Genomic DNA, 7,831 nt, shown 5'->3' with positions numbered 1-7,831 from the left:
CGGCCGCCATGGGGGCAGGGCGCGCCCCGCCGCCTCCGACGGGCTGCCTCCGCGCGACCGCGCGCGGGCCATGCTGGTCATCATCCTCGGGCTGACCGTGGCGGTGCTGGACGGCAGCATCGTCAACCTCGCGCTGCCCGGCATCGCGCGCGAACTGAACGCGGGCGCGGCGCAGGCCATCTGGGTCGTCAACGCCTACCAGATCGCCACGCTGGTCATGCTGCTGCCGCTCGCCTCGCTGGGCGAGCGCATCGGCTACCGGCGCGTGTACCTGCTGGGCATGGCGCTGTTTGCCGTGTCGTCGCTCGGGGCCATGCTGGCCACATCACTCCCCGCGCTGGTCGTGGCGCGCGCGGTGCAGGGGCTGGGTGCGGCGGGCATCATGAGCGTGAATGCCGCGCTGGTGCGCCTGACCTATCCGCGCGCGCATTTGGGCCGGGGCATGGCCATCAACTCGCTGGTCGTTGCCACCTCGTCGATGGCCGGGCCCTCGGTGGCGGCGGCCATCTTGTCGTTCGCATCGTGGCCCTGGCTGTTCGCGCTGAACCTGCCGCTAGGCCTGTTCACGCTGTGGCTGGGGCGGCGCGCGCTGCCGTTCAATCCGCCCAGCACGCACACCGGCGCGCGGCTGACGGTGCTGGACGTCACGCTCAACATCCTCATGTTCGCGCTGATCTTCATCGGTGGCGAGCAGCTCGGCGTGCGGGGCGAGGCCTCGCGTGCGGCGGCCCCGCTGGGCTGGGCGCTGCTGCTGGCCGGCGTCGCGGTGGGCTGGGTGTACCTGCGGCGGCAGCGGCGCGTGGCGGTGCCGCTGTTTCCGGTGGACCTGCTGCGCATCCCCGTTTTTGCGCTGTCGATGGGCGCGTCGGTCGGGGCCTTCTGCGCGCAGATGCTGGCCTTTCTGTCGCTGCCGTTCCTGCTGCTGGAGGCGCAGGGCCGGTCGCACTTCGAGGCGGGCCTGCTCATCACCGCTTGGCCGCTGGCCATCGTGGTGGTGGCGCCGTTCGCGGGACGGCTCATCGGCCGCTTCGCGGACGGCCTGCTGGGCGGCGTCGGCATGGCGGTGTTCGCCTGCGGGCTGGTGGCGCTGGCCGTGCTGCCGCCGCAACCGGGCGTGTTCGATGTGGCGTGGCGCATGCTGCTGTGCGGGGCGGGCTTCGGGCTGTTCCAGTCGCCCAACAACCACACCATCGTCGCCTCGGCACCATTGCACCGTTCGGGCGCGGCCAGTGGCATGCTGGGCACCGCGCGCCTGACGGGGCAGACCCTGGGCGCCGTGCTGCTGGCGGGCATCTTCGCGGTCTGGGGCCAGCACGACGGGCAGGGCGAATCGGTGGCGCTGATGGCGGCGGCCGGCTGCGCAGTGTTGGCGGGTGTGTGCAGCGTGATGCGGCTGCGGCATGGCGCCACGGTGCATGCCTGAATCGGGTTTTGGCCTTTTAGGCCGCAAGCGCAATCGATACTAGGGCGTTGTGCTATTAAATTAATAGCATTCTGATTGTGGCATGCCCGGTCGCGTGACGCCGTCGCGCTATTCCAGGGGCGCCACCCGCTCCGCCAGTGTGCGCAGGGTGAGGGGCGCGCACCCTTCGGCATGGTTGCTGACCGTGACGAAGGCATTCTGGCCCGCCCCGGTCACCCCCGCGATCGTGCGCGCCAGCACGTCGTGCACCTCGGGGGCCGGGTGGAGGATGCGGTCATAGGGGGCGTAGAGCTTTTCGGCGTCTTCGTACCCATAGGCGCCGTGCACCGGGTTCAGGTTCCAGCGGCACACCAGCGGTCCGGGCCACAGCCGGCGCAGCAGGTGCAGTTGCTCCGCCAGCGGCGGCATCTTGGCGTGCAGCCCCACGCAGTAGGTGGCGCCGGCTTCGCGCAGCACGGCGGCAAAGTGCGGCATGAACTCGGGCGACAGCCACTCGGGGTCGCGCACCTCCACGGCCAGCACGCCGTCCGGCGCGGTGGGCGCCAGCAGCGGTTGCGCGAGCAGCATCGTGCGCAGGCGCTCGAGCACCTGCGGCAGCCGGTCGAGCTGCGCCAGCGGCAGGGGACTCAACTGGAACACCAGTGCACCCACCTTGGCGCCCAGGCCTTCGAGCGCGGGCGCCACGAACTCCTGCGTGGCCAGCGCGGCATCCAGGAACGCCGGGTTGGCCTGGCGCCCGCGCCCGTCCTCGCCGCGCACCAGCGCATCGGTCACCAGGCTGGGCGCCTTCACCACGAAGCGGAAGTCATGCGGCACCTGCGAGGCATAGCGCTCGTACTGGCTTACCGTGAGCGGGCGGTAGAAGCTGCGGTCGATGCTCACCGTGCGCATCAGCGGGTGCTGGGCATACACCGGCAGGCCGTTTTTGGAAAGCGTCTGCTCCGAATGCTCGCCTTCCCACAGCAAGCCCTTCCAGCCGGGGTAGGTCCACGACGATGTGCCCATGCGCAAGCGGGACGGCAGCCGGTCGGCCAGTGCGCGCAGGTCGTCGTCCCAGGCCGCCGGTTGCACCGTGCTGCTGCGGCGCACGGCAGGGGCCTTGGCCTCGGTGGGCTCGGCCGATGGGGCAGGGCGTCTGGCGGGCGCGCAGCGGGCGGCTTGGGGGGAACGGGCAGGTCGCCGAAAAGATCGTCTTGCATGGAGGGAGTCGATGAGCGGGCGCGCAGAAAGCGGATGAAAGGCAGGAAGTGCGGGCCCTGCACGGTATCGAGGTGGGGCGCGATGGCGTGTTCTTCCAGACCCGTGCTGTTTCCTTTGGTTTCGGCGCCGCAACGGCGGCACCCCGGACGCCGCGACCAGTCATTCGCCCGAAAACAGCCCCCCTTCGTTGAGCAGTTCATAGGCGATGTCGGGGTGCCGGTCCATGCTCTTCTTGATCGCGGCAGGAATGGCCTGCCGGGTCTTGCGGCACAGCCCCCGCTGCTCTAGTACCAGGATGGCAATGCCGCGCAGGCTGCGGACCTCGTTGGGGCTGGTGGTGATGCTCAGGCGGATGCCCAGTTGCGCTTCCAGCCGGTCCTGCATGCGGCGCAGTTCACCCAGGCTGCCCAGGTTTTCCAGCCGGTCGATGAGCCGTTTTTCCTCCTCCCGCGTGAGGCGCAGCACGCGCAAGTCGCCGCTCGGCGCCTGCAGCAGCGCATCGCGGTCGCACACGCACGCGCCTGGCGGGCATTCAGTGCGGACCGGATAGGGGAAGGGCGTCATGGTCTTAAAGGCGCAGGCGTTGGTTGTGGTGGCGTGGCGGTGGTCTGCGCATTTTAGGGACGCCCCCCGCGCTCACTGCGCGCTGTACACCAGCCCGGGGCGCGTTCCATCAAGGTCGTCGGTCTCGCCGTCCTGCACCGGCTCCGTGCCGAAGGTGCGCCCCAATGCCACGAAGCGGTACGCGCCCTGGCGGTCGGTGTAAACGGCCCAGCCGCCGGGCGTGATGGCAATCCCATGCCAGGGGCCGGCGATGCGCGCGTCCGCCACGCTGGCCACCTGCTGCCCATCGGCGGTGCGGTACACGCGCAGTTCGCCGGTGTTTCGCAAAGGGGCGGTGTCGGCAGCGCCTTGGGCGGAGGGGGCGGGGGCCTGCGGCCGCTGGACCTCGCGCACGGCAAACTGCCCTCCCGGCGCCAGCCGCACGGGGCCGCTGTCCGCATCGGTGGGGTCGGCCAGCCGCACGAAGCGATGCGCGGCGCGATCGGCAAAGCCCGCCTGGGCCTGCGGCGTGCCTTGGGACGGGTCGGGACCCGCGAACTCCACCAAGGACACATCGCCCGACCATTGAGTGAAGCGTGCAAAGGCCAGGCCCTGGCCGCCCGCATACCCGGCCAACTCGGCCGAGGCATCAGGCGCCCCCTCGGATGGGCGGGGCACCCACTGGCCGGCCTGCGGACCACGCACCATGCGCGGCGGCGTGCCGTTGAGCACGTCGAACATTCCCAGGTCCGCCTGCTGGCGCAGCGTCCAGTCGGGCAGCGAGAACGTCAGCAGTCGATAGGCTTTCTGCCCATCGGCATCGCTGCGGTAGAACTGGGGCGTCGCGACCAACTGCACTTGGCGCTCTGCTGTGCCACCCGTGCCATCCGTGGCAGCGGGGCGGGCCAGGCAACTGTCGGGCTTGACGCCCGGAGACGGCGCCACAGCGACGGCCGGCGGCGTGCCGCTGCGCTCGCTGAGCGCGAACGACGAGACTTTGGCGGGCCGCGCCAGATCGAGTCGGTCCACGGTGCCGGTGCAGTAGATGACGTAGAGAAACCGGTGGCTGGCATCCGGGGCGCTTAAAGACGCTGGGTTGTTTGACGGTGTCTGTGACGGGGCATCGGCCTGACCGCCGTCCTTGTTGGGTGAACAGGCGGCAAGCAGCATGGCAGCGCACATCAAGGTGGAGCGGCGTACTGTCCGTGCGTTGTAGTTAAAGGTTGGTAAGGGGTTTTTTTTGCTGAGTCATGACAATCAGAAATCCGCAGCCGCATCAACATGTTCAACATAGCGAGGGTCTCCAGCGCTGCCCCGTTCATCCACGGGCACTCTTTCCCATTCCGCACTTCCGCGCTGGCCGCTCGAATCCAGGGTGACAACCAGTTGACCGCTCTGCGTTCGTGGCCGAAACTCATGCAAGCCGTTGGCGTAGCCGTTGAATCCGCGAATCGTATCGAGTTCGAGTTGTTCATCCGTGAAGGCCGGCAGTGTGACTTGTGCTTGCGGCAAATTTTGGGCAGACCGCGCGCGATTCCATGCACCGACGAGATTTCTAAAGGACTCACTGCGTTGGGCGTTAGCAGGATAGGCACGAGCGATGCGCTCCTTTTCCTGATAAAGCGCCCATCCAGCGCGAATGTTTTCCTTCCAGTTCCAGGTTTGGTCTGCTGTGGGAGCAGGTCGGGTGATCTGCGCCAGCCCCACGCCCCCGAGCCCATCGCTGCTGTACTTTGGCCAGTTTCCAGGTGGCCGGAACTGCTGAAGCGAGCTCTCTTGGCGCAACTGTTTTCTAAACCGCACCTTGGTGGCCCCAATGCTGTTGGCGAAGGCTCGGATGGCTGTGGGCAGCGGATTGGTGCCTGCAATGGTAAGGTTCGTGCTGCTTGCCTTCAGCACGGTGCCACCAACGCGGGCGATCACATTGACGGTCAGCAAGCCTCCGCGCACTTCCGTGAATGGAATGCGCCAAGTGTTGCCATGCCCTGCCTGCGAACGAATCGGTGCATGCTGGGTTCTGCGGTTTCCTCCATAGGCAGTGTTGGTAGGCGGGACACCTCCATCGAATACAAGGGTTGCCGACCATTCATAGGTGGGTACAGGCCCAGCCGGATTCAGCGGTACGCCAGACAGCGTGGCCGTCATCACGATCTCTGGCATCGTTGCATCTGCAGAGATGAAGAAGCGCGGGCCTGCGGGTCGGCAGGTCAGTACAAGAGGCATGGTCTGGCCTAGTTTTTATAAAGCCGCAGATTCTCCCGTCTTGGGCTCCCTCGCTGGTGCTGGTCCGTGATGAAAATCGTGATGAATTGTTGTTCCGCTCCTCAAAGCAAAAAACCTCTTCTCGCTACACCGAGAGGTACTGCGCCCACAGCCCCCGATCCGCATTGAGCGCCTCGGAATCCCCTTGCCACACCACGCGCCCGCGCTCCAGGATCACGTGCCGATCGGCCAGGCCCATGAGGCGGTGCACGTACTTGTCCACCACCAGGATGGTCTGCCCCGCGGCCTTGAGCGTGGCCAGGCACCGCCAGATTTCCTCGCGGATCACCGGGGCCAGGCCTTCGGTGGCTTCGTCCAAGATCAGCAGGCGCGGGTTGGTGGACAGCGCGCGGCCGATGGCCAGCATCTGCTGCTCGCCGCCCGACAGCTGGTGGCCCAGGTGGTGCTCGCGTTCCTGCAGGCGCGGGAACACGCCGTAGATGCGCTGCAGGTCCCAGGGCTCGCCCAGGCTGCTGCGGTGGCTGGCGAAGGCCAGCAGGTGTTCGCGCACGCTGAGGTTGGGGAACACGTGGCGGCCCTCGGGCACGATGGCCAGGCCCATGCGGGCGATGGCGTCGCTCTTCATCGCCCCGATGGCCTGGCCCGCGAAGCGGATGGCGCCGGCCGTGGGGCGCAGTGCGCCGACCAGGGTCTTGATGGTGGTGCTCTTGCCCATGCCGTTACGGCCCAGCAGGGACACCACTTCGCCTGCGGCAATGTCGAGGTGGATGCCGAACAGCACCTGGCTCACGCCGTAGCCGGCCTCCAGGCCCTGGCAGCTCAGCAGGGGCTCTGCCACGGGCGCGGACGCGGACGCGGGTTCATTGCGCATCGAAGGCGTGGGCGTGCTCATGGGGCGGCCTCCAGGGTTTCGGTGCCCAGGTACACGGCCTGCACTTCGGCGTTGCTGCGGATCTCATGGGGCGTGCCGGCCGTTAGCACCCGGCCGTACACCAGCACCGAGATGCGGTCGGCCAGGCGGAAGACGGCCTCCATGTCGTGCTCGATCAGCAGCACGGCCATGTCCCGGCGCAGGCTGTCGATCAGCTGCACCATCTGCTGCGATTCCTCCGGCCCCATGCCGGCCATGGGTTCGTCGAGCAGCAGCAGCTTGGGCGCGCAGGCCAGGGCGAGGGCCACGTCCAGCGTGCGCTGGGCGCCATGGGGCAGGGCGCCGGCGATGCCGTCCATGCGGCCCTGCAGGCCCACGCGCTCGGCCAGCCGGTCGGCGGCCTCGTACAGCCCGTGCGCCTGCGAGCGCGGCTGCAGGAAGCGAAAGCTCGATCCGCTGTGCGCCTGCACGGCCAGCAGCAGGTTGTCGCGCACGGTCTGGGCCGGGAAGATGCGCGTCACCTGAAAGCAGCGCGACAACCCTTTGGCCACGCGGCGGTGCATGGGCAGGGCGGTGATGTCGTCACCGTCGAGCAGCACGCGGCCTGCGTCGGGCGCCAGCAGGCCCGAGATCTGGTGGACCAGCGTGGTCTTGCCCGCGCCGTTGGGGCCGATGAGGGCGTGGACCTCGCCGTGCGCCACGGTCAGGTCCACGTGGTCGGTGGCCAGCAGGCCGCCGAAGCGTTTGACCAGGCCCTGCACTTGGAACAGGCTCATCGCGCGCTCCTTGCGCGCAGGTCCGCCAGCGCGGCCAAGCCCCTGGGCGCGTACAGCGCGGTGGCGATCAGCAGCAGGCCCAGCGGCATGTGCCAGTGGTCGGTGTGGAGCTTGAGCGCCTCTTCCAGCGCCAGCCACACGGCCGCGCCCAGCGGCCCGCCCCAGCGCCGGCCCAGGCCGCCGATCACGACCATCACAATGAGCGTGGCCGACTGCGTCCAGTGCATCATGGCCGGGCTCACGAAGCTGTTGCCGGTGGCCAGCAGCGCGCCCGCCAGGCCCGCCACCGCGCCGGCCAGGGTGAAGGCGGCCAGCTGCAGCAGGTACACCGGATAGCCCAGCGCGCGCATGCGCGTCGCGTTGTCGCGGATGCCCGCCAGCGCCGCGCCGAAGCGCGAGGCCGTGGCCCGGTCCAGCCACCACAGCACCAGCGCCACCAGCGCCAGCACCACCCAGTACAGGGTGGGCTCGTGCATGGCGTCCAGGCCCAGGCCGAGCACGGGCCGCATGGGCAGGGTGTAGCCGTCGTCCCCGCCGTAGCTGCGCAGCGAGACGAACACGAAGTACAGCATCTGGGCGAAGGCCAGTGTGATCATGATGAAGTACACGCCCTGGGTGCGCAGCGAGATGGCGCCCACCAGCGCAGCCGCCAGCGCGGCCAGCACCATGGCGGCGCCCCACACCACCCAGGCCGAGGTGGCGCCCGCGTCGCTGAGAACCACCACTGCGTAGGCGCCCACGCCCATGAAGCCCGCATGCCCCAGCGCCACCATGCCGCCGAAGCCCATGATGAAG

At 68.7% G+C, this 7,831-nt stretch carries 8 protein-coding genes; 1 reads left to right on the top strand and 7 read right to left on the bottom strand.

What is annotated here, in order from left to right; genetic code table 11:
* Nucleotides 1–43: 43 nt before the first annotated feature.
* Entirely contained in the window at nucleotides 44–1,423 is a 1,380-nt protein-coding gene (locus AC27KI_RS15670; RefSeq protein WP_487114644.1) for an MFS transporter, read from the top strand.
* Between the two features lie 108 nt (nucleotides 1,424–1,531).
* On the opposite strand, the gene AC27KI_RS15665 is transcribed toward AC27KI_RS15670, so the two are convergent.
* The 7 genes from AC27KI_RS15665 to AC27KI_RS15635 form a co-directional block, all read right to left on the bottom strand.
* Nucleotides 1,532–2,512, bottom strand: coding sequence for a DUF72 domain-containing protein (locus AC27KI_RS15665; protein WP_487114640.1), 981 nt, complete (start codon nucleotides 2,510–2,512; stop codon nucleotides 1,532–1,534).
* 270 nt (nucleotides 2,513–2,782) lie between these two features.
* Complete coding sequence (locus AC27KI_RS15660; protein WP_284426305.1) at nucleotides 2,783–3,187, bottom strand: hypothetical protein; 405 nt, start codon at nucleotides 3,185–3,187, stop codon at nucleotides 2,783–2,785.
* A gap of 72 nt (nucleotides 3,188–3,259) precedes the next feature.
* A complete protein-coding gene (locus AC27KI_RS15655; RefSeq protein WP_487114638.1) occupies nucleotides 3,260–4,336 on the bottom strand; it encodes a hypothetical protein in 1,077 nt (358 codons plus the stop codon).
* An 87-nt stretch (nucleotides 4,337–4,423) separates the two neighbouring features.
* Nucleotides 4,424–5,389: a hypothetical protein gene (locus AC27KI_RS15650; RefSeq protein ID WP_487114636.1), complete on the bottom strand. Its 966-nt coding sequence runs from the start codon at nucleotides 5,387–5,389 to the stop codon at nucleotides 4,424–4,426.
* A gap of 124 nt (nucleotides 5,390–5,513) precedes the next feature.
* The gene (locus AC27KI_RS15645) at nucleotides 5,514–6,215 is read right to left on the bottom strand and encodes an ABC transporter ATP-binding protein (RefSeq protein WP_487114642.1); all 702 of its coding nucleotides are present in this window, start codon (nucleotides 6,213–6,215) and stop codon (nucleotides 5,514–5,516) included.
* Nucleotides 6,216–6,277: 62 nt separating this feature from the next.
* Entirely contained in the window at nucleotides 6,278–7,036 is a 759-nt protein-coding gene (locus tag AC27KI_RS15640; protein WP_487114634.1) for an ABC transporter ATP-binding protein, read from the bottom strand.
* Nucleotides 7,033–7,831, bottom strand: a 799-nt coding sequence (locus AC27KI_RS15635) for a branched-chain amino acid ABC transporter permease (RefSeq protein WP_487114632.1), incomplete at its 5' end; no start/stop codon positions are given. The genes AC27KI_RS15635 and AC27KI_RS15640, both read right to left, overlap by 4 nt.

The sequence above is a fragment of the Acidovorax sp. KPB24-03 genome (assembly GCF_057546605.1).
Note: the sequence above shows the minus strand (reverse complement) of the source record. Positions and strands in the feature narration are given on the sequence as shown.